25 protein-coding genes are annotated in these 24698 nt (G+C 38.4%); 23 read left to right on the forward strand and 2 right to left on the reverse strand.

What is annotated here, in order from left to right:
- The coding region (locus BCAMP_RS06705) for an isopeptide-forming domain-containing fimbrial protein (protein ID WP_035314650.1) at nucleotides 1-643 on the forward strand (643 nt) is incomplete at its 5' end.
- A gap of 180 nt (nucleotides 644-823) precedes the next feature.
- Nucleotides 824-1498 (forward strand): CPBP family intramembrane glutamic endopeptidase, encoded by a 675-nt coding sequence (locus tag BCAMP_RS06710; RefSeq protein WP_035314652.1) that lies wholly within the window; start codon nucleotides 824-826, stop codon nucleotides 1496-1498.
- Between the two features lie 120 nt (nucleotides 1499-1618).
- Here BCAMP_RS06710 and BCAMP_RS06715 read toward each other — a convergent pair whose 3' ends face one another.
- Nucleotides 1619-2380, reverse strand: a complete 762-nt coding sequence (locus BCAMP_RS06715) for a DeoR/GlpR family DNA-binding transcription regulator (protein WP_035314654.1) — start codon at nucleotides 2378-2380, stop codon at nucleotides 1619-1621.
- Nucleotides 2381-2538: 158 nt separating this feature from the next.
- Here BCAMP_RS06715 and BCAMP_RS06720 point away from each other — a divergent pair, with 158 nt between their 5' ends.
- The 21 genes from BCAMP_RS06720 (at nucleotide 2539) to BCAMP_RS06815 (ending at nucleotide 24006) form a co-directional block, all read left to right on the forward strand.
- Nucleotides 2539-3042, forward strand: coding sequence for a hypothetical protein (locus BCAMP_RS06720; RefSeq protein ID WP_035314656.1), 504 nt, complete (start codon nucleotides 2539-2541; stop codon nucleotides 3040-3042).
- 284 nt (nucleotides 3043-3326) lie between these two features.
- Entirely contained in the window at nucleotides 3327-3569 is a 243-nt protein-coding gene (locus BCAMP_RS06730; protein ID WP_035314658.1) for a hypothetical protein, read from the forward strand.
- Between the two features lie 15 nt (nucleotides 3570-3584).
- Nucleotides 3585-4301 carry a hypothetical protein gene (locus tag BCAMP_RS06735; protein WP_035314659.1) on the forward strand — a complete coding sequence of 239 codons (717 nt, stop codon included), beginning with the start codon at nucleotides 3585-3587 and terminating at the stop codon, nucleotides 4299-4301.
- A 161-nt stretch (nucleotides 4302-4462) separates the two neighbouring features.
- The gene (locus BCAMP_RS06740) at nucleotides 4463-4864 is read left to right on the forward strand and encodes a (deoxy)nucleoside triphosphate pyrophosphohydrolase (protein ID WP_035314660.1); all 402 of its coding nucleotides are present in this window, start codon (nucleotides 4463-4465) and stop codon (nucleotides 4862-4864) included.
- Nucleotides 4865-4965: 101 nt separating this feature from the next.
- Nucleotides 4966-5496 carry a phospholipase D-like domain-containing protein gene (locus BCAMP_RS15035; protein WP_408605181.1) on the forward strand — a complete coding sequence of 177 codons (531 nt, stop codon included), beginning with the start codon at nucleotides 4966-4968 and terminating at the stop codon, nucleotides 5494-5496.
- Nucleotides 5497-5545: 49 nt separating this feature from the next.
- Nucleotides 5546-6850: a DEAD/DEAH box helicase gene (locus BCAMP_RS15040; protein ID WP_408605182.1), complete on the forward strand. Its 1305-nt coding sequence runs from the start codon at nucleotides 5546-5548 to the stop codon at nucleotides 6848-6850.
- A gap of 64 nt (nucleotides 6851-6914) precedes the next feature.
- Complete coding sequence (locus BCAMP_RS15045; RefSeq protein WP_408605183.1) at nucleotides 6915-7709, forward strand: DUF3427 domain-containing protein; 795 nt, start codon at nucleotides 6915-6917, stop codon at nucleotides 7707-7709.
- 458 nt (nucleotides 7710-8167) lie between these two features.
- Nucleotides 8168-8464, forward strand: a complete 297-nt coding sequence (locus tag BCAMP_RS06750; protein ID WP_035314664.1) for a DUF2089 family protein — start codon at nucleotides 8168-8170, stop codon at nucleotides 8462-8464.
- Nucleotides 8457-8693, forward strand: a complete 237-nt coding sequence (locus tag BCAMP_RS12610) for a hypothetical protein (RefSeq protein ID WP_051456937.1) — start codon at nucleotides 8457-8459, stop codon at nucleotides 8691-8693. Before BCAMP_RS06750 ends, BCAMP_RS12610 begins: the two co-directional genes overlap by 8 nt.
- 175 nt (nucleotides 8694-8868) lie before the next feature.
- A complete protein-coding gene (locus BCAMP_RS06760; RefSeq protein WP_035314666.1) occupies nucleotides 8869-9606 on the forward strand; it encodes a helix-turn-helix domain-containing protein in 738 nt (245 codons plus the stop codon).
- 10 nt (nucleotides 9607-9616) lie between these two features.
- Nucleotides 9617-10339 carry a PRD domain-containing protein gene (locus BCAMP_RS06765; protein ID WP_035314667.1) on the forward strand — a complete coding sequence of 241 codons (723 nt, stop codon included), beginning with the start codon at nucleotides 9617-9619 and terminating at the stop codon, nucleotides 10337-10339.
- Nucleotides 10305-10808 (forward strand): PTS sugar transporter subunit IIA, encoded by a 504-nt coding sequence (locus BCAMP_RS06770; RefSeq protein WP_084038642.1) that lies wholly within the window; start codon nucleotides 10305-10307, stop codon nucleotides 10806-10808. Before BCAMP_RS06765 ends, BCAMP_RS06770 begins: the two co-directional genes overlap by 35 nt.
- Before the next feature lie 500 nt (nucleotides 10809-11308).
- Entirely contained in the window at nucleotides 11309-11776 is a 468-nt protein-coding gene (locus BCAMP_RS06775; protein ID WP_035314669.1) for a PTS sugar transporter subunit IIA, read from the forward strand.
- Nucleotides 11773-12048, forward strand: coding sequence for a PTS sugar transporter subunit IIB (locus BCAMP_RS06780; protein WP_035314670.1), 276 nt, complete (start codon nucleotides 11773-11775; stop codon nucleotides 12046-12048). The genes BCAMP_RS06775 and BCAMP_RS06780 overlap by 4 nt, the downstream gene beginning before the upstream one ends.
- 14 nt (nucleotides 12049-12062) lie before the next feature.
- A complete protein-coding gene (locus BCAMP_RS06785; protein ID WP_035314671.1) occupies nucleotides 12063-13334 on the forward strand; it encodes a PTS galactitol transporter subunit IIC in 1272 nt (423 codons plus the stop codon).
- Nucleotides 13335-13358: 24 nt separating this feature from the next.
- Nucleotides 13359-14459: a zinc-binding dehydrogenase gene (locus BCAMP_RS06790; RefSeq protein ID WP_084038644.1), complete on the forward strand. Its 1101-nt coding sequence runs from the start codon at nucleotides 13359-13361 to the stop codon at nucleotides 14457-14459.
- Nucleotides 14422-15471, forward strand: coding sequence for a galactitol-1-phosphate 5-dehydrogenase (locus BCAMP_RS06795; RefSeq protein ID WP_035314672.1), 1050 nt, complete (start codon nucleotides 14422-14424; stop codon nucleotides 15469-15471). The genes BCAMP_RS06790 and BCAMP_RS06795 overlap by 38 nt, the downstream gene beginning before the upstream one ends.
- A gap of 286 nt (nucleotides 15472-15757) precedes the next feature.
- Nucleotides 15758-17476, forward strand: a complete 1719-nt coding sequence (dptF, locus tag BCAMP_RS06800; RefSeq protein WP_035314673.1) for a DNA phosphorothioation-dependent restriction protein DptF — start codon at nucleotides 15758-15760, stop codon at nucleotides 17474-17476.
- The gene (locus BCAMP_RS06805; RefSeq protein WP_035314674.1) at nucleotides 17473-17979 is read left to right on the forward strand and encodes a hypothetical protein; all 507 of its coding nucleotides are present in this window, start codon (nucleotides 17473-17475) and stop codon (nucleotides 17977-17979) included. Before dptF ends, BCAMP_RS06805 begins: the two co-directional genes overlap by 4 nt.
- A 19-nt stretch (nucleotides 17980-17998) precedes the next feature.
- The gene (gene dptG, locus BCAMP_RS06810) at nucleotides 17999-18874 is read left to right on the forward strand and encodes a DNA phosphorothioation-dependent restriction protein DptG (RefSeq protein WP_035314676.1); all 876 of its coding nucleotides are present in this window, start codon (nucleotides 17999-18001) and stop codon (nucleotides 18872-18874) included.
- Between the two features lie 74 nt (nucleotides 18875-18948).
- Nucleotides 18949-24006: an ATP-binding protein gene (locus BCAMP_RS06815; protein WP_035314678.1), complete on the forward strand. Its 5058-nt coding sequence runs from the start codon at nucleotides 18949-18951 to the stop codon at nucleotides 24004-24006.
- Here BCAMP_RS06815 and BCAMP_RS13520 read toward each other — a convergent pair.
- Nucleotides 23979-24236 (reverse strand): hypothetical protein, encoded by a 258-nt coding sequence (locus BCAMP_RS13520; protein ID WP_156921179.1) that lies wholly within the window; start codon nucleotides 24234-24236, stop codon nucleotides 23979-23981. The two genes, BCAMP_RS06815 and BCAMP_RS13520, sit on opposite strands and share 28 nt — an antisense overlap.
- Nucleotides 24237-24698: the final 462 nt, after the last annotated feature.

The raw sequence follows: 24698 nt of genomic DNA on the forward strand, positions 1-24698 counted from the left end.
AAATAAAAAGCTGAGAAAAAACGTCTTCAATGCCAGCAATGATGCGATTGATCACAAAGCCGTTAAAGTTGGCGCGGTCATTAGCTATCAAATTAAGGCAACGAACACATCAGCGCCAACGACGATTATTAACAAGGTGAAAATTGGCGATGCGATTCCAGCAGGACTCGTGTATCAACGAGGCAGCCTGAAAGTAACCGGAGTTGATGGCAAAGAAAAAGCGTTAACAGATGATGTGGTTACCGGTCAAAAACTAGCGACAGGTGACCTCGGGTCACTCAAAGGTGGCGAAAGCCTCTTTATCAGTTTCAAAGTGAAAGTAAGTGCGGAAGCTAAAGGCAAGGTTGTCAACGTGGCAACAGTCGATGGCAATGTGCCACCGCCAACACCAGGTGAGCCAGATGTGCCACTTGTACCAGAAAAACCAACCACCGATATTAACGTTCCTGAAATAGAAGTTCCAAACACTCCACCGAACAAGCCTAATATTACTGTTCCAGAAAAACCATCAGTTTCTAAGAAAATAACCATCTTACCGAAAACTGGTGATAAAGCTGAGAACAATGAATTAGGAATAGGGATGATTTTGTTAGTATTGACAACCTTGATTATCGTAAGAAGAAAAGAAGTTTTTAACAAATAAGGACGTATAAAAAAATTCTTCTTGAACAAATATAAAATCCTCCGAAGAATTTTTCGGGGGATTTTATATTTTATCTAATTATAATTAGTGACGAGGAAAAGGATCTAATAAAAGGGCTAACTAGCTACATTAGCTACTAGGTAATGTATTGAAATAGAAGATAGATGGAGGGAACATCAGATGCTAAACGCTATTTTGAATAATAATAAGTTTAATTATTGGACACTATTAGTGATAGTGCCTATTTTAGGACTGGGAATTTATGGTGAGCTGTACGGTGAAGATTTGTCATGGCTTTCTTTTTTAGGGGCAGGACTTATTTGTTTATGGCTGTCGTTTGGAACTAGTACCACACAAGCTTTTTTTCGGAAGATGGAAGGTCACTACTATGTTCACATTACATTAGCTATCGTGGCCGGATTTTTGATATCTTTTCTGTTTCTCTATCTGGGAGATTGGTTAGGGGTATCATCGGGAACAGATAATCCAATAATTAAAGATTTTGAGCAGGCTGATTTCATTGTATCGATAGTACTGTTAGTCGTAATATCAATTTCTGTTGCAGGTGAAGAAGTTATTACAGCCAGTATGACCTTCTTAATCTATCGGTTATTTGGAAAGAAACTAACGGAAAAAAGGGCATGGTACATTGCTGTGTTAGTCGGTTCGGTTATATTTGGTCTGCTGCATTGTTCAACTTATGATGGGGACTTATGGCAGTGTCTATTTGTTATTGGAATAGGTCGATTGCCATTCACATACGCTTGGAGAATGACTAATAGTCTCTGGGGCGGTATATGTGCCCATATCATATATGATTTAATCATTTTAATTCCTGTTATAGTGATGTATTAGTTCGTAATTGAGCTCAATGCGTATTGTTTTTTTATTGTATCAGAAGGTAGTTCGGAAGTAGTGATTGCTTTATTGAAAATAAAAGCCAGTCAACCATTCACTGTGGTCGTCTGGCTTTTATTAGTCTTGTACCTGTTCCACCGCAATTGATTGTGCTTCAAAATAAGCGAGGTAGCTGCGTGGAATAGAGGCAGAGGTAATCACCGTATCGATAGCGCTCAGTGGCGCATAGGTTAGCAAGGTCGCCTTATCGAATTTAGTCGCATCCGCTAGTAAAAGGACCTCATTTGCGACAGCGACAATGTTTTTCTTGATGTCGTATTCGAGCAAATCGCTATTCGTTACACCAGCAGTGAGTGAAACGGCTGTGGCAGCCATAAACGCCTTTGTAATATTATAATGCTGAATTGTGTCACCAAGATTGATGCCGACGAAAGAACGCGTCGCCTGCTTAAAAGTGTTGCCAATCGTGTGCAAGGTAATGTTGCTCCGATCGGCACAGGCATTCATAATATCGAGGTTATTCGTGAGCACCGTGCAGGCAATATCTGCGTCAAGATAGTCAATCAGATGGCGCGTTGTTGTACCTGAATCGATATAGACGAAGTCACCTGGTTCGATATGTTGTGCCGCCAGGGCAGCGATTTTATCCTTGTCAGCAGCTGCGACGACATCACGCTCAGTATAGGGTTTAAGAGGGTTTGTCTCAAGTGCTTGCACGCCACCATAGACCTTAGTAATGGTACCTTTTTTTAAAATAATATCGACGTCCCGACGAATGGTATTCTTCGAAACCTTAAAAACATCACATAATTCATCTAATGAGACTGAACCATGCGTATGTATGTATTTTTCAATCGCAATGATGCGTGAGGCTTTCATTGTAAGACTCCTTTCGGTGAGAAAAAGTTCTCTTCCTTTGAAATTTAGCATATTCCCCAACTATAAGCAAACAAACCTGACTGAAAGATGGATTAGCTGTTACTTTAACGCCATTTCAGTTAAAATAAAAGAGAGAATAGTCTTAAAGGAGGGCCCATATGAGTGGCGTAAAACAACTGATAATCGTGGCAATCATTGCCATCTGTGGTGTGGGAGGTACAATCTGGTATTGGCAAACACAACCACCAACAGCAACACAGGAGTTAGAAAAAGTGGTGGCCCAAAAAGAAGCCGATGCACAAGGCTTAGTTGATGATCTGAATAAACTGAAACGAGCGGCTGAAAGTGAAACCGCCGCAACGAATAATACACTCTCAGCAGAGGCGATTAATAGGATTAATAGCGGCATTTTACAAGCAACCGACCTCGGTGCCAGTTATACAGGCAAACAATTGTTGGTGACACCGTTAACGACCGCAGCAAATGATCGTATTCAAACAGAGCAAGCGTCACAGGATAAGAACGGTTATTTGAGCGATACAATTGCACCGTATTTGCGCCAAATTAGTGAAACACATCAGGATGTAACGACAGTTTTAGTGAATCAAACAGGCGAAAGCGTGATAGTGATTGAGGATGGCAAAGTGCGTTATAACTTTTAATAGGAGGCATTCGCCAAGCGACTAACCGAGTGAAGGGAGTGGATATCAATGACAGACTTCGAAACGAAGATTGCAAACATTCTGAAGAGCCATACGAGTGAGGGCTTTATTGATTATAAGAACTGTAATGCAGTCTGCCGCAGACTAGAGGATCTTTTAGAAGAAGTCTATACAAATTGTCTGAATGATCGCTTTGTACTAACAGCATCAGTTCGTGAGACACTCTACGTGTTACGCACAGCCGTGACAATACGGCCTATGCCGATAGCAGTTCAGGCTACTTAATGGAGTTATTCGAGTCGTCGCTAGCGACACTTGATTTAATCGTAGACCTGCTGGTGATAAGTGATGAAGTTGGTTGTGATATTGCAGGCAACATTACCGAATTGGTTGGGGAGGAACTTCAACTTGAGGTCTATCACGATTTTGTCGAATTTTTGTATCCATTGTTAGGAATCGTGCAACCCTTGATTACAACGAAAAATAAAGCAGCCTTAATCGCAGCGTCTGCGGCATTGGCAGAATGACATCAACAACCATATGTGACTGACTGGCATCATCAGTTTTGTAACGATTTAGCAGGAATTCCAGATAAACGAACGATTGAACTATCCACGGAAGAAACAGTCGAAGATGTGTTGATGGCTTATGACGAGGCGTTGGCTGCAGGGCATCGAGAGCGTGCCATTGCGCTTTGTCGAGCAGCTATCACCCAACAAATTGGTGAGCAAAGTACGTGGCAGTTTAAATTGTGCCTGCTTTATCTCGACTCGCAACAACCCGAATTAGCAGTGATTGAATTTCGGGCGCTGTTTCAATTAGATACGCTCGTTTTTAGTGACGAGTATTTCGCTTTACTTGAACGTTTAGGTTATGAGAAAGAACGTGAGGCAGCCTTCAATCAGCTGAGCAAGAGCTACTGGGTGCAGCAAGCCAATGAACTGTTTGCAAACAATCAAAAGTGGCACCATTTAAGTATCAATATTTCACGAGACTTAACTGAAATCACAACCTATGCAGAAGTGCTGCTTGCGCATGACCCTGAAGCAGTTTATCGATTGTACACTGCCTACTTAATGCATGCGGCTAAAGAATGTGAGAATCGCCGGCAATACCGGAGATTATGTCAGCAACTGCGACACTTAGCAAGTCTCGATTGTGATGGGAAACAGACAGCCGCAGTTGTTGTGGCTAATTTGCGGGAAACTTATCCCAAGAAACGAGCGTTGTTGGAGGAATTGGATGATGTATGGGAGTGATAGTCAGCATAATTGTGTATTAAAGGTGCAACTGATGATTGTTCGTTTTTATCTATTGAAGATTCTGTAATAAAATCATCTAAAATCAGATGAATATTAAAGGGATTCTAGCGTATAATTAACTATAAGACAATTAATGGAGGATTTCATGAAAAAAAAACATATATGTTGTAGGTGCGGTCATAATTAACGACGGTAAAGTGTTATGCGCACAGCGTGGTGAAACAAAAACACTGGCTCGTATGTGGGAATTTCCTGGCGGAAAGATAGAAAATGGTGAAACAAATGAGCAAGCTTTGACTCGTGAAATTAAAGAAGAAATGCATTGTGAAGTAGTAATTGGTGAACATATTACTACTACAACCTATGAATATGAATTTGGCACCGTTCATTTAGCAACCTATTTTGCGAAAATTAAAACAGGTACACCGCTTTTAACAGAGCACATACAAATCAAATGGTTGCACCCCCTGGAAATGGACGAACTGCAGTGGGCGCCGGCAGATATTCCAGCAGTGAAAATAATTAGTGAGACCAATATAGCAACACTGACATTTAATTAGGAGGCGCTCTTATTAATATTTTAAGTGATTTACAACAAGGATTAAACACAGGGTTTATAAATCGTCAAAGTGGTAATTCAGGACGTTTTTCTCCGAAGCTATTGACGAATGCAGCTAACGAGAATGTATTAGAACATTTAAAAGTTCAGCTCGAGACCTGTGAATCGTTTGTGATTTCAGTTGCATTTGTGACCGAGGCAGGTTTAGCTGCACTTAAAAGTCATTTTATCGATTTAAAGGCAAAAGGTATCCGTGGAAGATTGATAACATCTGATTATCTAGGTTTCAATAATCCTAAAGTTTTTTCGGAATTATTAAAAATAAAGAATCTCGATGTTCGTATTTTTCCAGAAGAAGGCTTTCATGCTAAAGGCTATGTATTTAAACAAAAAGATTATTATTCGATTACGATTGGCAGTTCAAATTTGACGCTGAATGCGCTACAAAAAAACTATGAATGGAACATTCAGTTAACATCATTAGAGAATGGTGATATTGTTAATCAAGTATTAGCGGCTGTCGATGACCAATGGCAAAAATCGTTTGAGCTAACATCAGAATGGATTAAAAATTATACAACTGTTTTCGAGACAATTATACAAGCGAAACGTGTACAGCAAAAAAAATTCTGACACAATTGAAATAACACCGAATACAATGCAAAAAGAGGCATTAACTTGTTTGGCTGATTTACGAAGTACCGGAGCACGTCGAGGGTTAATTATTTCCGCTACTGGTACCGGGAAAACATTTTTATCAGCCTTTGATGTTAAGGCATATAATCCTGAACGCATGCTATTCATCGTCCATCGTGAACAGATTTTGCAAAAGGCAATGACTGATTTCAAAAAGATATTAGGTGGTAAAAATGATGACTATACTCTTTTAACAAGTAAGACTTATAATAGAGCATCTAAATATGTTTTTGCAACAATCCAAAGCTTAGCTAAAGAAGAACGTCTAAATTCGTTCAATAAAAAAGCTTTTAATTACATATTGATTGACGAGAGTCATAAAGTGGGAGGCCATTCGTATCAGCGAGTCGTGGATTATTTCACACCTGATTTCTTATTAGGTATGACGGCAACCCCAGAACGAACTGATGCCTTTAATATATTTGAACTTTTTGATTATAATGTGGCTTATGAAATAAGGCTGCAAGGAGCAATGGAAGCAGAGATGCTTTGTCCCTTCCAGTATTTTGGTGTGACTGACTATGAAAGAAATGGAGAAACCATCGATGATCATACTAATTTAGACAAATTGGTTTCTAAAGAACGAGTGTCTCATCTGATAGAAAAAGTAGAATATTATGGTTATTCTGGTAAAACATTACGAGGTCTTATTTTTTGTAGTCGCAAAGAAGAGGCCAATGAGTTAGCTGTCGAACTATGTCACCGTGGTTATGAGACAGTTGCTTTAACAGGAAGTAACTCAATTGCTGAACGAGAAGCTGCAGTCGATCAATTAGAGCAAGGTACGATTAAATATATAGTAACCGTTGATATTTTCAACGAAGGTATTGATATACCAAGTGTTAATCAGGTCGTAATGCTACGCCAAACACAATCAAGTATTATTTTTGTACAACAATTAGGACGAGGATTAAGAAAAAGCAATGATAAGGAGTACGTGACTATCATTGATTTTATTGGGAATTATAAAAATAACTATTTGATTCCTATTGCTTTAACAGGAGATACGTCAAAAAATAAGGATAATATCCGGCATAAAATGTCTCAACTCAATTACATGTCAGGTTTATCGACAATTAATTTTGAAGAAATTGCTAAACAACGTATTTTTTCATCAATAAATCAAGTGAAACTAAATTCGATGGTTGCATTAAAAGAGGCCTATTTTGGTCTTAAGCAACGTTTAGGATATCAACCAAAGTTAACGGATTTTATAATGAATGACTCAATAGACCCAGAAGTTATTATAAAAGCAAAAAAAAACGTATCCTGCTTTTTTAAATGCGATTAAGGAAGATACAAGTTCACTGAGTGACTATCAACTTAAGGTAATACAATTTATCTCGATCGAGTTATTGAACGGTAAACGTCGCCATGAACTTTTAATCTTAAATAGTCTATTACAAAGGCCAGTTGCTAAGCATTCAATTTTAGATGAGATGAGAAAATTAGGATTGATCACAACAGCAGCAACAATCAAGTCTGTTGAAAATGTACTTAATTTAACCTTTTTTGTCGAAAGTCATAGAAAGGCTTATGGAGAAGCACCAATTGTAATTTTAGAAAATAGAAATTATCGACTAAATAGCCAGATTGAAAAATCAATAGAAAATGATGAATTTAAGCAAGCGATGCAAGATGTGATTACTGCAGGATTTTTAAAAAGCAAACAATATGATATTGATAAATTTCTAACAATAGGTAGGAAATACTCTCGTAAAGATGCCTGCCGTATTTTAAACTGGGAGAAAGATGAGTCGAGTACTGTATATGGATATAAAACTAAATTTGATACATGTCCAATTTTTTTCACCTATCATAAAAGTGCGGACATTGATGCAAGTATTGCTTATGAAGATGAGTTTTTAAGTCAAAAAGTTATTAAATGGTATACACGCTCACCAAGAACACTTAGTTCAGAAGAAGTCATAACGATTACATCATCGAATAGGACGGCCTTAACGCTACATGTTTTTGTGAAGAAAAGTGACGGCGAAGGAGCAGATTCTTATTACTTAGGAACTGCTACAGTAAATGAAACGAGTGCCCGTGAAGTGATAAGAAATGGTAAACCAATTGTTGAAATGCAATTAATACTTGATAATGAGATTGATCATGGACTCTATCATTATATTAGTGGAGAAGTTTAGGGTGTTCAATTCGAGAGTTAATTCTAAAAATTAATATTGTTAGATACAGTTTAAGAAAACCAACACAATCATTACTTGTGTTGGTTTTTTAGTGCAGGATAGAAAAAGATTCAACGTACGTTTCTTCTTTGTAAATCGATGATAACAAGCTTCAATTAGCGTATAAGTAATGATGAAACAAAGTAACTGAATAGATAGAGATAGAATCGTTGCCGATTTTTCACGGGTATGTTAAATAAATACTCACTTGCAATGGTAATACAAAAAATATAACAAGTTAGAAAAATGATTGTTTTAACATGCATAGAGCTGCTTTCTGATCTATTAAATAAGTAATGTTGTGGTCAACAGCATAAAGAGAAATGTATTAACTAAATTGAACATTAAATAAACAATGTCAATGTTTTGTTGATATTATTTATGTGTTAGCCTCTTATTTAGAGAGGGGCAGTGGGGAAATGTCTGAAACAGATTGGCTAAAAGAACTGAGCAATGAAGATATTGTTTTTATGAAAAATTTTATTGTAGCATCAGGTTCCTTAAAGGAAATGGCAAAAACCTATGAGGTTTCTTACCCGACAGTTAGAATTAGGTTAGATCGCTTAATAGAAAAAGTTAAATTAAGTGATAAAAAAGAAAATTCTTCGCTTATTCGATATATTAGAGAATTAACAATTGATGAAAAAATAGCGATTGAGGATGCGCAAGAAATCATTCGCATTTATAACAAGGAAGAAGGTAATAAAAATGAATGAGTTTATACGCTTGGTAATTTTAGCAGCAATGTTTGCAGCGCAATATTTATTATCAATGAACCGACATCTGTTTATGAGTTTTATTATACCAGCTATTTTCTTTGTGATGGTGACCATTGGGCTATATATGGGAGAATTAAATTGGATTATGTACATTGTCTTTCTAATTGTTGCCGCAATTCTTTTTACCGAAGAAGCGAGATCTGGTCGAAAAAAAATACAACGATAAAATCAAAAGTGAATTGAATAAAATGAAAAGTAAGGATTTACTATAAAAAGCTTCCTCAAAATCAAAAAAATAGTAAACGCTCCTGATTAGAAATGTCGGCAGAAAACTGCGAGAGGTAATCACTTTACGATCTCAAACGATCTTGCTAACCTATATGTATAGGGAGGCGAAATCGATGATATTAGACAGTCGAACAAGTAAGGTATTGCTCTATATCATTAAAAACAGACGCTCGCGAGTGACATCAATTTACCAACAATTCAGTGTTAGTGAAAGTCAGTTACGGTATACAATTGCTAAAGGAAATGACTTTTTAGCCAGCTATCAATTAGGCGTAATTAAGATTGATAAAAAATGCATCGAAGTGATAAGTCCACACGAAGAACAATTGTGTGGGCTTATTTCGCTTATTGTTACGTATGTGCCATCCGAGGCAGAACGACAACAGTTGCTCATTTTGATGGTGGCCACTTTAGTAGAAGAACTATCGTTGCTGAGCCTAGCGTTACAATTACAGGTTAGTAAAAATACGGTATTAAAAGATTTAAAAGAAACGAATAAGCTACTTGAAAAAAAGGGGATAAGGATTAAGTATTCACGTAAAAAAGGTTATCTTTTAACCGGTGATGAATGGCAGATTCGTTCGCTTCTCTTTGAAGCATTGGATCGCATCATGGACGAACGCTCAATGAGTCAAGTGCTACGCTACTATCTTGATGTTAAGGATGAAGAGGTCATTGCGGCAAAAGATAAAATTAAAAAAATAGAAGCGGCTCTGAGAGTACGTTATATTGAACGTCAGTCACATGTATTAGCCTTTTTTTTTGATTACGCTGTTACGACGTATAAACAGTCAGAATCAGCTAGATCGTTATTCGTTAATAAAGCTTACTGCGTTAGCAGATACGATTGAATATCGGATAGTGACAACGGTCATTGATAAAAATGAGCTGTTTTCTGAAAATGATCGGCTGTATTTTACACTCCAATTTTTAGCACTTGGCAAAGCCCGTCCATCGCCTCCGCCGTCACAAAAAGAAGCGTTAACGACTGCTTTAAACGCCTTTTTATTAAGCTTTGAATCAACAGCGGTTTACCTTCTCCCTAAAAAAGAACAGTTGTTACAAAAACTCTCCCGTCATTTTGAACCAGCCTATTATCGTATCATGTATGGTTTAACATTAAAAACGGTCTCTGTTGATAACCTCCCATTAAAATATAAAACGCTTAATCAGTACGTAAAAAATGCGCTGTTACCTCTCGAGAAATTAGTTGGTCGTACGATCCCTGAACATGAAGTTATTTACTTGACTATTTTTTTGGCAACTCATTTAATTGAGTGTCAGCATGCTATAAAGTTGCAAAAACAAGCGGTCGTTGTTTGTACGAGTGGAGAGAGTATTGCACAACTATTACGTATTCGTTTGATTGCTTTTTTTCCGGAATTCTCTTTTTTAAAAGCAATGAGTAAACGTACTTTTTACGATAACGCCCCAGTCGTTGATTTGATATTTTCGGTAATACCACTACAAATAAATCAGCCCTATTATTTTATCGAAACAATACCTAGTGATGAGGCGTTAAACCAACTTCGGAGTACTGTTTTGCAGGATGGTTTCGAAAAAAAAAGCAGCATTAGACCATAAGTTTGTCAGCAATTGCAGCATACATCCCTATCAAAAACTGTTAGCTTTATTACCGAGAAAGCACGTGCAACATACAAGTTATGCTAGCTGGAGGGAGGCGATGATACAAGCTGCCACACCGCTTTTAAAAGGAAATATTATCAAACCACGTTATCTTGAGGCAATGCTGCAACGATACCCTCGTATGCATGTGAGTATCTTTTTAAGGGAAACAATTGCGCTTCCACATGAGTCTTCACATCATGGTGTTAATGGTGTTGGTTTTAGCTTACTATTTATTAAAGAAGGGATTAAAACCGAGCTCGGATTGGTGCATTGTCTCGTGCTAATTGTGAGCGATGATGCCTTTAAACAACTTGAACCGCTTAAGTGTCTTGTGGAATTAGCAGAGAACAAAACCTTGTTAAAAGCCTGTGCTAATGAAAATTCAGCTGGGAAAGCGTATCAACGACTACTCAATGAAATCTGAATCAAAACGATAGCCTTCACACCTCCTTATTGGAGGTGAGAGACTGAAGATAAACGCTGTTCTAGGTCGTCAATGCCTCGCCTTCTCGAAGTTGAGTGCCATCTGTATACTCACCTCGAAGGCGCGTTTTTCCTAGAACGAAAGTAATTTAAAGCCGTTCTAAACTGCAGTGATTGGAGAAAATAACGTCTCGACTATTTCCCGTCGCAACTTTCCCATGAAAAATCATAGGATTTAGCTGATGTAACTAGAGGAGATAACCGCATTTCTATTAAGCCTACTCATTTCGTAGACAAAGTCACTGTCATATAATTTGAAAGGAAAAGTAGTTTAATTCGACGTTGTCAACAATCTGACACCTCCATATTGGAGGTGCTTTTTTACTTTCATCACACTGAAATCAATACGTCTGTTAAAAACTGTGATGAAAAGGTGTAGCTATGCTCAAAAAGCACTTTTATACTTGAGGTAAGAACTAAAAAGACAAAGAGGTGCAAGCAATGAGTTTGAAAGATATGATTGAAACTAAACTGCTCTATGTACAACAGCAAGAGGATAGTGTTGAGACGATCTTCAAAACCATTTGTAAAAAGGCCCAGCAACTCGGATATACGAAGGCAAGTTATTTTAATGCCCTACAAACGCGGGAATTAAGCTACCCAACAGGTTTAGCGTTACCTCATTGTGGCATCGCGATTCCGCATACTGATTTCAACCATGTGAAACAACCGTTTATTAGTGTGATGACCTTGCGGAAACCAGTGTTTTTTCATGCGATGGATGGTGTGAATGGGGTCGCTGTTCAAATTGTTTTTGTATTAGGATTGACGACAACGACAGCGCAATTAGCCAGTTTAAAAGCGGTGATGGCTATTTGTCGAAGTGAAACGCGGGTTGAACAGCTATTACATGCGACAGATGCGAGCGAACTATTCGCAATCTTAACGAAAGAGGAGGCGGAGTTATGAAGAAAATTCTAGTGGCCTGTGGTGCAGGCATTGCAACATCGACGGTTGTTTGTCAAAAAATAGAGGAGTTGCTAAAACGCGAACGGATTCAAGCAGAAGTTATCCAATGTAAAATAATGGAAGTTAAGGCGAAGCAAACACAGGCGGATGTCATTGTATCGACAACGATCTTGCCAACAAGTTATCACCTGCCAACTATTATTGCCACAGCCTATATTACAGGTATTCAGATGGAACAACTCGACCAACAAATTATTGATGCATTAATTTAAGGAGGAGTGAGGGCATGCAAACGTTATTAGCTGGTGTACAATATGTGCTGGATTTAGGACCCACAGTGATTTTACCGTTAGCTATCTTTCTAATTGCGGTTGCCTTTCGTGTCAAACTAGCAGAAGCCTTTGCAGCTGCAATTACAATTGGGATTGGTTTTGTTGGGATTAATTTAGTGATTTCGGTGTTAACAGGTAACATTGGCCCCGCGGCGCAAGCAATGGTGAAGCGGTTTGATTTACATTTAACAATTATCGATACAGGGTGGCCATCAGCTGCGGCTGCTTCATTTGCTTCACCAGTTGCGGCGATATTATTACCGATTTTATTAGGAGTGAACGTGTTATTATTAATGGTGAAGGCAACAAAAACATTAGACATCGACATTTGGAATTATTGGCATTTTATATCAGCAGGGGCCACAGGCTATCTCATTACCGGCAATTGGTGGTTTTCGATCGGGTGTGCGATTCTTTTTCAAGTCATCACCTTATATATTGCGGATAAAACCGCGCCAATGGTGCAACGTTTTTATGGCTTGCAAGGAATTTCATTACCAACAGGTTCAACCGTTGCGTTTGCCATCATTGGCATTCCAGCGGGGTGGCTAATTGCTAAAATCCCTGGTTTGAAAAAAGTGACAGCAGACCCGGAAACGATTCAAAAACGATTCGGTATTTTTGGCGAACCGATGATTATGGGATTATTATTAGGGATTGTGATTGGTTTTTTAGCAGGTTATGATATCGGCAATGTTTTTAAGCTCGGAATTTCAATGGGAGCAGTCATGCTATTAATGCCACGAATGGTAAAAATCTTAATGGAAGGTTTGATTCCAATTTCGACGGCAGCTCGTGATTATTTACGAGACCGCTTTAAAGGGCGTGATATTTACCTTGGATTAGATGCCGCGTTAGCAATTGGGCATCCTGCCAACATTGCCACCGGTTTAATATTGGTGCCTATCACGCTCTTATTGGCCGTGTTTTTACCAGGAAATCGAGTCCTGCCATTTGGTGACTTAGCAACGATTCCATTTTATGTGGCTTTCATTGTGGCCTCACGTAAAGGGAACATCATTCATTCCGTCTTGGCAGGTGCTGTCGTCATTATGGCAGCGTTGTTGATGGCGACCAATTTTGGGACAGTTCATACTGAAATGATGCAAGGAATATATGAATTTCCGGCAGGTGCTACCGAAGTTTCTTCGCTTGATATGGGGGGCAACTTACTCAATTGGTTGATTTTGAAATTATCAGAGGGGTATCATAGCATCTTTCAATAACTTTTACTAAAGGAGTGTGAAGTGATGAAGGCGTTACAGAAACAAAGGTCAGGTAATGGGCACCTAAAGTTAGTTGAACTAACAGAACCGGAAATTCAGCCTGATGAGCTTAAAATAGCAGTAGCATATTCCGGTATTTGCGGGTCAGATGTGAAAACGTTGCAAGGTCACTATCCCAATAGCACAGTTCCAATCATTCTTGGACATGAATTTTCCGGTGTTGTAGCAGCAGTTGGGTCTGCAGTGACGCGATTTAGCATTGGTGACCGTGTGACGAGTGAAACGACCTATGCCACATGCAGACGTTGTGAAGCCTGTATGAAACAGGCTTATAATCTATGTGATGAACGTCGGGGAATTGGCACACAAGTTAATGGCAGTATGGCGATGTTTGTCGTGAGCCGTGAAGCAAGCTGTCATCACCTACCACCGCAGATGACCTTAGCAGAGGGGGCGCTGCTCGAACCACTCGCGTGTTGTGTACATGCCGCGCTTGAATGTACAACAATTACAGCAGGAGAGGTGATTTTAGTGACCGGTCCAGGCCCAATTGGCTTGCTGATGGCTCAGGTGATTCGCTCACAAGGCGCAACCGTTATTTTGAGTGGACTTGCACGTGATACCCACCGTTTACGGTGCGCGCATGCATGTGGGATTCGAACAACGGTAATGACAGATAAGCAATCACTCGCAGCGATCGTTAATCAATGTACGAACGGTCAAGGCGTGACACAATTGTTCGAATGCAGCGGCGCGAGCGTTGCCCTCAATGAAGCGCTCCCACTTGTTGCCAAACAAGGACGTGTGATTCAGGTGGGATTATTTCCGACTGTGTGTGAGCCGATCAATGCTTATCTTATCCTGCAACGCGAATTGCAGTATTGTGGCAGTCGTTCACAAAAACCAAGCGCTTGGCAAACGGCATTGAGGCTATATCGAGAGCACGTCATTCAACTCGCCCCACTCATTAGTACTGTTTATTCGTTAGCTGAGTGGGAAACCGCCTTTGACACAGCAATGAAGGGTAAGGGTTTAAAGATACTGTTGGCATCGAATGAGACGTTAGCACAGCAGGAAGGGTGGTTACATGAAAGCACTGCGCTTTTATCAACAACGAACGGTTAGACTTGAAACAGTGCCAATGCCGACGATTGAAACCGTTGATGATGTCATCGTAAGAATTAAAGCAGCGGGTATTTGTGGTTCAGATGTGTCGCGTTATGCCAAACTTGGCCCCCATCAGGCTGGTATTACATTTGGTCATGAAGGCGGAGGCGTTGTCGTTGCAAGGGGGACGAATGTCACAGCAATTGAAGTGGGGGACCATGTGGCCATATGTCCCAGTCAACCGTGTCAAACGTGTCAAGCATGTTTACGTGGCCAGTACTCGCAATGTGACCAAATGCTTGTGCTCGGAGCGCAATTACCCGGCGTGTTTGCCGACTATGTTTGTGTGCCTCAAAAAATGCTGATTCCGATTCCGCAAACGATGCCGTTTGATGAACTCGCTTTTGTCGAACCGACGGCGGTTGTATTGCATGGTCTACTTAAAACGGAACTGCGCCCTGGGAGTACCGTCGCAGTGATTGGTTGTGGCACGATTGGTTTGCTTGCCATCCAATGGGCTCGCATCTTTGGCGCGAAAATGATTCATGCCTTTGATATTGATCAAATGAAATTACAACTGGCGACGACAGTTGGGGCTCATCAAACGTATCAAAGCCAAGAAGCAACGACCACCTTAGCCGCTTTCCAGCAGCAAACAAACACAGCAGGCGTCGACCTCGTGATTGAGGCGAGTGGCTCACCCGTTGCGACAGAGCAAGCCTTTGCCTATGCAAAGCGCGGTGGCGAGCTGTTGCTACTTGGTATTCCCTATGCCGATGTCACCTTACATCGTAGCTTCTTTGAAAAAATCATGCGACATGAACTGACGATTAAGGGGTCTTGGCATAGTATGTCAGCGCCATTTCCCGGTCAAGCGTATCACACGAGTATTCACTTTTTAAATCGACAGCAGCTCAAAGTGGCGCCTCTGATTACGCATCGAATTGGCTTGAGCGATTTACCAGCAATGTTTGAACGAATTGTAAGTGACAAAGAAATAGTAGGTAAAGTGATTATATATCCGGAGTGAGATGAAGAGGACAAACCGAGAGTGGTTTGTTCTTTTATTGAGATTTTTTTATGATGAGTTTATTTAAATGTTATATAATGAATCGAATTTTCTCTTTTTTAAAATTACCGATAATTTATGCAAGAAACATAGTAAGTAGTATGTTTCTTTTGGTATAATATATCATGCTACCACATCGTTAAAAGATAGTTAAGTTGAAGATTTTTTCTGTTTTTTAGATACATAATTAATTGAATAATTAGACAAGAAAAACAACATGAGGCAATAAAATACAGGAGGCTATAACATGAAACACATTCAAAAACGCTCCCACTTTATTGAAGCGTTTACATCGCTTAAGATATCTTCACAGGAGGCAGTCATTGACGGAAACAGCGGCCTTTCTGCTGACAAAAACTATTACCATGTAAAGCGACCAGTTGAAACTGAACTGATTGAGCGGTTGCAACATGTTCAACAACAACTTAAACCGCAGGTCGTCTTTTTATGTGGGAATGTTGGTGACGGAAAGTCTCACTTATTATCGTATCTCAAATCGGTTCATCCAGAATTACTCAAAAATGTTCGTGTCCATAATGATGCAACAGAGTCGTTCTCACCACAAGAAACCGCGTTAGATACATTGAAAAAATTACTCGCAGATTTTAAAGATAATCCTACACTATCGCATGCAGAGCCACAACATTTGTTAATCGCAATTAATATGGGTGTCCTTCACAAATTAATTTCAGATGAAGAGGTGATGGCTGAATACGCGACCCTTTGTCAATTCATTCATGAGAGTAATCTCTTTAATGATCAAAAGATCGGTGGTATAAAATCACATCAACACCTTCATATTGTGAATTTATTGGAACATCAATTATATACAATCAAAGAAGGCAAGTTAACATCAACCTTTTTTGAGCAATTACTCGTTAAAATTACACAGCCAACAGATGACAATCTGCTCTACCAAGCTTGGCTGCGTGATAAAAATAATGGTATTAAAGAAATAGCGCATCGTAACTACCAATTATTAATGGATAAAACGATTCAGCGTAATGTCATTGATGTATTACTTGAAGCGATATTTAAAGGGAAATTGATTTTATCAGTGCGTTCCTTTTTGGATTTTATCAACGGCATCGTCATTCCTGATACATCTCAGGCTGAGCCAACAATCGATGATTGTTTCCCGCAACTTATCTTTAATCAAACAGGAAAAACGAAGCTATTAGACGCTTTATATAATCTTGATCCAGCCAAGCAACGCACACTTGAATACGACCAAGTCTTAAAAAATTTCATGGTCGACACTAACTTTGATGAAATGATTGCCCGTTACATTGAAAACGATCAAATGATTGACTGCTTCTGGAAAAATGAAGCCAAAATAAAAGAAAATATTAGTCAATCGCTTGGTTTTTTGATTCGCAGTGTGTCATTAAGCAAACAAAGACCGACAGAAACATCGTTTAAACGATTCATTACAATGTTATATGGCTGCCTTACAGGCAAGGGTGATGTAGCAAATGAATTAGTTACTTTGATAAACAATGTCCAAACAACTCTCTACAGTGAAGGGTTTGGGCAACTGGTGTTTGATTACCGTCAAAAAGCTAAGTTTGCAATCGGTTTTGATATGAGTCAGTTTGAGGTGAAAGATTTGCATCTATTTGGAGCGTTTTCGAATGAAACAGAGATAACTAATTTCAGTACAACCATCAAAATTGACTACGGCTATAAAGAAAATGAAAATAGGCAATCGCTCGAAATTGATTACGCCTTGTATGATTTTTTAAGTCAAGTTGTAACTGGGTATCGTCCTAATCGTCAAGCCTTGAATAAAATGACAAAATACACCGATTTTATTCATCAAATGATAGATAATTATCCATTAACGCACAATGTCTTTATTTTAAATAAAGAAACGGGGTATCTTGTTGAAATGAATGAACAAAAAGCCCTCTTTGCAACGGATAAAAATGCCACACAAATGACAGCGAAGGAGTACAAACGATGAATCATACACTGAAAACAGAGCTGCTTTCAAAAGAGGGTAAAACCTACAAGCATACGCGTCAGGCTGTACTCCCTTTTATTACACGTGAACCAGAACGGGTTAAATTCACGAATGATTTTAGTCGGATAACTGCCGAGTTTATCCGCTTAATTCTGCGTATTAGCACACCAGATGAAACTAAAATGGAAGAAATTATTGCAGGAACCTTAGCTAAAATTACATTTGGAACCGCAGCAGATAAAGAAAACGTAAAAATGTATTTGAAAACAGCGTTAAATCAGCAAAATAAAACAGGTGATCTAACAAACATTACGAATATACCATTATCTACTGATAATACAAAAAAAGGTGAAAAAGAAATTGCTCATTTTTTATATGATGTCTTTGTTAGAAGTCACCGCACCGAGTTAGATGAGCTACTATTACAGCTAGAGGATGCCAAAAATATTTTTTCTAACTTAGTCGGTACTGTATCAAAAGAACAAGAAAAAAAACACCACTGAAATTAAAGCTAAATATAAAGTGTTTTCAGAAACGTTTACGGCAACTTTTATGCAGGACTTTAAAGCGATTTTAGCCAAACAGTCTGATTTACTAGCCAACCTTAATGCTCTTTTGAGCCACTATTATTTTGTTGCTACCACACAACTAATCCTTAGTTTGGATAAAAAAGCGGCATTTAATCCGCATCAGTTTACAAAAGTTGTTTATCTTTTAACAACCGAAAAGGCGAGTCAATCACGTGATAGCTACTTGTTTGGAATGAAAGATATTTCAAAAAAACTAAAGTATACCATCACGCATGATCATATTTTATACATTTTAAATACAAATAATTTTTCAACACTGTCAGAAACGCAAACGTACTGGGATTATCTCGATTTCAAAAACTACTTTAAAGACCAAGGACCTCAAGTAGAAGCGGAGTTTGTTGTTTCGGTGATGGCGTGGTTACGTGATTATTACTGTGTCAAAAACAAAATAGCGTATACCGCAGCACATGCCAATGTCGAAACGTTCAGTGAATGTATCGCTTATATGCATGATATGATTCAGTATAGTTGGTCAACAGACCCAACAAATCGAACTAAACCCGATGCGGTACACTCACGTTATCCCAAAAACTATACGGATTTTCAAAAAGCGTTTTTCCGTAAAAATGCGGGCTCTCTAGGTCAGTTAATTGCTCTCCCACAAAATTATTTGTTGTTATTGACAGGTTTAAGTGTGGGTGAAGAACCGCTACTTGTTTCTGATTTATGGCTTGAACTCGAAAAACGAGGCGTTTGGCTCGATTACCAATCGAAAAATGAAGTTGTTAATTTGTTAACGAAATTAAATTATATCGATAAAAAAAGTGATAGTGGGGATGCGCAATATGTTAAACGAATATTATAATTATATTTTAAAGGTTTTTAAAGAGATGTTTGATAAACCGATGTTTGGCGGACGCTACTTTCTTGATTTTCCGAATGAACCGACGGCAAAAAAAACATTTTGAAATGCTTGTGAATAGCGATGAGTTTGAAGTTTTTCGCTATGTTAATCCACATTCAAACAGTGTGTATGAGACAATTTCACTTAACCAAAACCAAAATAAAGTCTTATTTGTAGTTGAAGATGCGGCACAGGTAACGGTTGATTTTTTAGTCACCTTGCGTAATGAAGTGAGTAGTCAACAAGGTGCGTTTAAGAATACCAGCATCGTTTTTCTAACTTATAGTGATTTAGATAGTATTAAAGGCGGTAGTATCGATTTAACAGCAAAAGGTGGCGCCTTTAACATTGATTTACTTATCATGGAAGTTAAGAAGTTGATGACCTATTCACATTTATCAGATATTGATAAAACTTATTTAGAAGCTTATATTAACCAAAGTAATGTTTCTGAGTATAATAAACTTACTAACTTTTTGGAACTTGAAGATGTGATTGCGCTTGTTTATAAGTCCGCTTTGGATCAAGCTGACTATCGGCTAATGGGTTATTTTAAAGACAGTCAAATGGAAAAATTAGTGACTGAAAAGGAAACAGCACCCTCATCGAAAAAACGGAAAATGCAAAAAGAAATTGAACTGCGTTTGCAAGCGAATAAAGAGACTTTTAATGCTGTGAGAGGGGCTAAAGAATTTGGTAACCCTGAAGAAAAATTAGAAGAGGATTACACAAAAGAAGGCAAAAATAAATTGATGTCGGAACAGTGGGCCGATGAAGATTATAAAGATATCGAACGCTACCGTGACAAGGCTGCTGCTAGTAAGAAAATCGATATGTATAGCGATAATGTGCAACTAGAACCAGCTGCGCTTAAAGCGGATGTTTGGATGAAAGTTAATGGGTTAACAACCGTTGGAAAACGTACGTTAAATATCATCGTCTTTAACACGGGTAACTATGAAAAAATGAAAATTAAAGTGCCGTTTAGTACCCCTCTTAAAAATGAATTTTTAAGCTCACGAGGCAAGCAAATCGCAGTTGAAGCAAGTGGTAAGTCAATTGCCATCGAATTAAAGCGATTGAGCGAGGACAAAGCCTTCGATAAGGTTATATATAATACTAAAACTGGCAATAACTCGTTCACAATTAATGTCTTATTTATTGATTGGCAGGCAGACTTTTTAAAACGCTATAAAACACATTTTAAATTAAGTACTAAAGGGGCATTAGTTATCGAAGGTGATATTGCACGCAAACTTACATTCGGTGATGGCGAAAATAACTATCGCTATAACGATGAAAGTGATGATGCAGCCATCGATTTAGCAGAGGGTGGGGATGTCTTGTTTGAATCCGATGCCTTTGATAATTTAGGGAAGGTAAGCCTGCATTTAGTGCATAATAATGTCGTTTTACAGTTAAATATTAAAGATCGTTCAAGCAAAATTATACCTATAAACGAAAATGATATTTGGCAACGTAAACGGATAGCCCAGGCGAGCTATGAAACAAATGAAGACTTCAGTAAAGTGTCACTCAATAATATGACCTATACAACAGCTAGTGATATTCGAACGTTCTTGCAGTACGAAAAAGAAATCCGTGATCAACAGTATTGCTGTGCAGCGATTAATGAAATCGGTCTATCCGAGATTAAGCTCAACTTGAATGACGCCTTAGTTGCAAGTTATCGAGCATTATTATCCTATTATGTTGCGCACGATACAGTGCCATCTTTGGCTCATCTTACTGATGAACTACGTGAAAAAATGATTGTCTATGTAACCTGTTATTTTGAACAATTGAACAAGATTGAACAAAATGAAATTATGACAGACCAAGAAAAACAACTCGTCTATTTAGGCATGGTAAAAGGGCATAACGCGGTTTATTTAACGCCCTATTCGCCAGTCGTGATGGCATATAATTTACAAGTCGAAGCAATTGTGAAAACCGAAAAAATCGATTCAAAATTATTGCAGCGCTTAAATGCAGGTTACCTGTTACCTTACTTAGAAATCGATAACCAAGTCTTTCGTCCCAACGGTCATGAGACCTTAAAAGATTGGCAAAAATTCGTTCCCAATATGGCCTTTTCAATCGGTGAAGTGAATACTTACTTAGCTGGCTTAGTCGAAGAAAAAATCAAACAGTTTTCGGCTTACTATCCTTATTTATTCAATTATTCGAATAAAACCTCGTTCATTATTAATGTGGTCGACATTATTGACGACAAAGAGCTTTTACGGGGCATCATTAAATACATGAAAAAAAACATCGCTAAACAAGGCTTAGATAACTTAAAAGACATACGTTTGAATTTATACAGTGCAGATGTCAATACGCCAAGCGCCTTTGATGCCTTTAGCAACGCAGAAACAATCGCTGAGGCGTTTGAAATTGTGGATATTGACTATAAAATCATCAACAAAACAATTGATGAAATTGACGTGTTTGAGGCGATTCAAGCAGCAATTAGTTATACTAAAAAACCAATTGATGGCACGATTGATTATGCTCATTTGACCTTCTTTAAAATGAAATCAGTCGGAACATTGTCGTTGTTCGAAGCGGATAAACTACCTGATAGTTTAAGCTTTAAAGGACTTGTAAGTGAGATTAGTTACTTAAATCTTAACGATACGGATTACCGTTCGGGTTATGGTCAATCACAAGTGAGTGATAACCAAAAGTTTGAGCGTTTTATTAATCGAATGAATAACTATGTCGCTAATTTACATGACAATGGTGACTCAATTTATCAAGACAATGTCGTCTTATCCGAAAAAATTGCGGTATCGGGTCATACTAAATTGAAAAAATTATACGATGCATCGAACTGGGTGACCTTTGTTGAACCTTTGGCAGACATCGATTACTTCCAACGCCAATCCGAAAACCTCGTTGTTGTGCATTATAGCGATCAATTGAGCTCAACCAATCATTATGATGCCATCACTGTGACTGATAAATCGCAACAATATGAACGGGTGCTGGAATCATTTTTAAATAACCGTAATATTCGTGTCGGAAGTCCCGAAATACGCCAAACCATTCAAATGTTCAATACGTTCAATGGTGAATGGTTATTGCGTGTCATCCAAGATAAAGGACATGACGCCCGCGAAAAAATGAGTATTATTTCAGCCATCAAACATAGTTTGGTCGAATTGACGAAAAAACACCCGGATATTATATGGGTACCTATCTCAATGGAAGAAATTATCCGTATTAGTGGAGCAGCTGGATTGAAACAAACAGACTCGCCATTTGCTAAATTCTCGAGTGCCTATAAAGGAGCCGTTTCGGATGATTTACTATTAATGGGGCTGGAGCAAGGCAAGTGCTTAAAAATGCATCTGCTACCAGTCGAAGTGAAAGTCGGTCAAAACAGTAAAAGTGTGATCAAAAAGGCCGGTCAACAAATACAATCCTTAAGTAACCGTCTGAAAGAAGCCTTGACAAGTGAAGAAAAACCATTCCAATCACAGTATTTACGTTTATTCTTTATGCAACTTTTTTATAATAATATGAAAAAAATGCAGGCCAATAACATTTGGCCAGAACAACTTAGCCGCTACTCAATCAATGAAACAGACAAACACCGTCTAATGAATGATGACTTTACGCCTGTGTTTGATGAAATTTTAGAAGGTATGATTATTTCGTATCAAAAAGATAATCAGTTTGAAGGATTAGTGATGCATGAGAATAATACAATTATGGAATTAAACTACAGTGAACAAACAGGATACAATACAATAGCCCAACCGATTGAAGACGTATGGAACGGTGTCAAAGTGAAACAATATAAAACGATTCATACCGGTAAAATATCCGCTTTAATGGATAAACATAAGGGCAATCAGTTGAGTGATGCCAATGCAGGTGAAAATAAATTATTAAATAACTCGCAATCAGATGTGAAACAAGTCTACAATCAAGCAGTGGAAGCAGTGGAAGCAGTGGAAGCAGTGGAAGCAGTGGAAGTTAGTGATGTAGTCCAACCCGTACATGCGACTACGAACACTGATATATTACTCGGACACAGCTCGCGAATGACTCCAATCAAATGGGCCTATTGGAATAAAAGTTTAAACAATCGTCATTTGTTAATTGGTGGTAAGTCAGGTACTGGTAAAACGTACTTTATCCAAAGTTTACTTAAACAAATGACGCAATCACAGCTATCAACCTTAGTGGTCGATTATTCAAACAGTTTTTCGATGACACAGCTAGATGCACGTTTTGTAGCGAGTACAAATGGGAAAATCGTTGAAATTATTGTCAAAACGAACAAATTACCGATTAATCCGTTTAAAAAAGGCAATCACAGTGAGTTTGATGTGGCCTTACGGATTGGACATACGCTATCAGCAATCTATTCGACAATGGGAGACCAACAAGTCAGTGCGATTATTAAAGCGATTATGTCAGCCTTCAAAACCTATGGGGACGATATTACCTTCGCCAATGTTTTCGCTAAATTAGAAGATATGGATACGACTGTATCAAAATCAGTCTGCGACAAACTTATTCGTTTGCAATATGACGATCCTTTCACATATGATGCGACTCATTCTTGGGACGACGTCTTTGATAAGACAGGTAAATTAACAGTGATTCAATTGGACGGTTTCGATATCGAAACGAAGCAAATGCTTACCGAGTTTATCTTATGGGACATTTGGAACTATTCACAAACCAATACGGCGACATTACCATTACCTGTTGTACTTGATGAAGCGCAAAATCTTGATTTTTCTAATAAAGGTCCAGTTGAAAAAATCTTGCGTGAAGGTCGTAAATTTGGTTGGTCTGTGTTATTGGCAACGCAATCGTTTAGTAACTTTAAGAAAGCTGAACTCGCTGTGCTCGATAATGTTGCAACTAAAGCCTACTTCCAGCCAGCCGATTCCGAGTTTACGATGATTACGAAAATGATTGCAAGTAAAGAGACAATGGAACAAACAGATGAGATGTTGCGCCGCCTCCAAAAAGGAAACTGTGTAGTCAGTGGTCAGTTCCCTATAGATAGTGGGGAATTGAGCGTAACGACACAAATTCAAATTAAAGTCCCACCGATTGAATAAGACATAATGGAAACCGAACTTCGGGTAGAAGTTCGGTTTTTTGCCATAATATCCTTAAATCCTAGCAATACCGTTGCCACACAGGCAGTCATGAAGTATAAGGATAAGTCGATTAAATAATGCAGAAGGGTATCGCCGACAAAGGCGGGGATGGTCGTTATCCCACCAAATACAAAGGCATGTGAGATACCACCTGTGGCACCAGTATAAAATATTAGTGCCGAATTCACAAATGTGCGCATTTTCATAATTTTGAATTGAATACTAAGGTCAAGAGGGACTTGAGGTTATTATTTGTCGTACACAGACGTTCGCGATAGGTACCCTCTTATTTTTTACGCAACGCAAGCACTAAAAACAGCATGCTAAAGGTCGCCAATCCGATTGATGTGACAATCACTGTTAGCAGTTGCTGTTCAAAATAAGCATCTGCTGTTTGCATCATTTTCGGGCTGAAAAAGATTGCAACAGCGCATAAAAAGGATAGGGTGAGGCATGTTTTTTTTCATTTGTCACCTCCTATGTCTGTCATCAGATTACCAAAAGTCATCACAATTGACTATTGAACCTCTCATGACTGAAGTCACGAGATTCTTAGGAACAGAGCATACTTGCAAGTGTATTTCTTTACTCACAGAGGTTTCTCTTATTTACTAAGCTACTCCCGCAGTCCCTGCGGTTCTATATTTTAT

Source organism: Brochothrix campestris FSL F6-1037 (genome assembly GCF_000525915.1).
GTDB lineage: Bacteria > Bacillota > Bacilli > Lactobacillales > Listeriaceae > Brochothrix > Brochothrix campestris.

What these genes read in the sequence shown, in the direction of transcription:
- BCAMP_RS06710 (WP_035314652.1), top strand. Translation starts at nt 824, where the DNA reads ATGCTAAACGCTATTTTGAATAATAATAAGTTTAATTATTGGACACTA.
- BCAMP_RS06715 (WP_035314654.1), bottom strand. Translation starts at nt 2,380, where the DNA reads ATGAAAGCCTCACGCATCATTGCGATTGAAAAATACATACATACGCAT.
- BCAMP_RS06720 (WP_035314656.1), top strand. Translation starts at nt 2,539, where the DNA reads ATGAGTGGCGTAAAACAACTGATAATCGTGGCAATCATTGCCATCTGT.
- BCAMP_RS06730 (WP_035314658.1), top strand. Translation starts at nt 3,327, where the DNA reads ATGGAGTTATTCGAGTCGTCGCTAGCGACACTTGATTTAATCGTAGAC.
- BCAMP_RS06750 (WP_035314664.1), top strand. Translation starts at nt 8,168, where the DNA reads ATGTCTGAAACAGATTGGCTAAAAGAACTGAGCAATGAAGATATTGTT.
- BCAMP_RS12610 (WP_051456937.1), top strand. Translation starts at nt 8,457, where the DNA reads ATGAATGAGTTTATACGCTTGGTAATTTTAGCAGCAATGTTTGCAGCG.
- BCAMP_RS06760 (WP_035314666.1), top strand. Translation starts at nt 8,869, where the DNA reads ATGATATTAGACAGTCGAACAAGTAAGGTATTGCTCTATATCATTAAA.
- BCAMP_RS06770 (WP_084038642.1), top strand. Translation starts at nt 10,305, where the DNA reads ATGGTTTCGAAAAAAAAAGCAGCATTAGACCATAAGTTTGTCAGCAAT.
- BCAMP_RS06775 (WP_035314669.1), top strand. Translation starts at nt 11,309, where the DNA reads ATGAGTTTGAAAGATATGATTGAAACTAAACTGCTCTATGTACAACAG.
- BCAMP_RS06780 (WP_035314670.1), top strand. Translation starts at nt 11,773, where the DNA reads ATGAAGAAAATTCTAGTGGCCTGTGGTGCAGGCATTGCAACATCGACG.
- BCAMP_RS06785 (WP_035314671.1), top strand. Translation starts at nt 12,063, where the DNA reads ATGCAAACGTTATTAGCTGGTGTACAATATGTGCTGGATTTAGGACCC.
- BCAMP_RS06790 (WP_084038644.1), top strand. Translation starts at nt 13,359, where the DNA reads ATGAAGGCGTTACAGAAACAAAGGTCAGGTAATGGGCACCTAAAGTTA.
- BCAMP_RS06795 (WP_035314672.1), top strand. Translation starts at nt 14,422, where the DNA reads ATGAAAGCACTGCGCTTTTATCAACAACGAACGGTTAGACTTGAAACA.
- dptF (WP_035314673.1), top strand. Translation starts at nt 15,758, where the DNA reads ATGAAACACATTCAAAAACGCTCCCACTTTATTGAAGCGTTTACATCG.
- BCAMP_RS06805 (WP_035314674.1), top strand. Translation starts at nt 17,473, where the DNA reads ATGAATCATACACTGAAAACAGAGCTGCTTTCAAAAGAGGGTAAAACC.
- BCAMP_RS06815 (WP_035314678.1), top strand. Translation starts at nt 18,949, where the DNA reads ATGAACCGACGGCAAAAAAAACATTTTGAAATGCTTGTGAATAGCGAT.